Origin of the sequence: Rhodococcus sp. ARC_M5 (assembly GCF_022810405.1) — a bacterium.
Classification (GTDB): domain Bacteria; phylum Actinomycetota; class Actinomycetes; order Mycobacteriales; family Mycobacteriaceae; genus Rhodococcoides; species Rhodococcoides navarretei.
Genome location: NZ_JALGQE010000070.1, coordinates 1 through 255, shown reverse-complemented (window position 1 = coordinate 255; position 255 = coordinate 1). Strand labels below are relative to the sequence as shown.

General features: G+C 49.4%; 1 rRNA gene. It reads right to left on the bottom strand.

Annotation, left to right across the window (positions count from 1 at the left end):
- Window positions 1–100: ribosomal RNA gene (locus tag MTX34_RS25580) — 16S ribosomal RNA — on the bottom strand; the annotation flags it as partial.
- Window positions 101–255 lie beyond the last annotated feature (155 nt).

Sequence of the window (255 nt, the reverse complement as noted above, 5' to 3'; positions counted from 1 at the left end):
GTTCGCCGCTCGTGTACCCCGAAAGGCCTTACCGCTCGACTTGCATGTGTTAAGCACGCCGCCAGCGTTCGTCCTGAGCCAGGATCAAACTCTCCGTAAAAGACCTGCGAAACAACAACCCCCGAAGAGGCTGCGAATCAGTCAAAGACATCAAGTCAAATCACTAGCAAAAAACTCAACTAGCATTTCAAACAACACCCGACAACAACCACCACAAGCGGATGGCTGATACATCGAATGCTTTCACCAAATAAA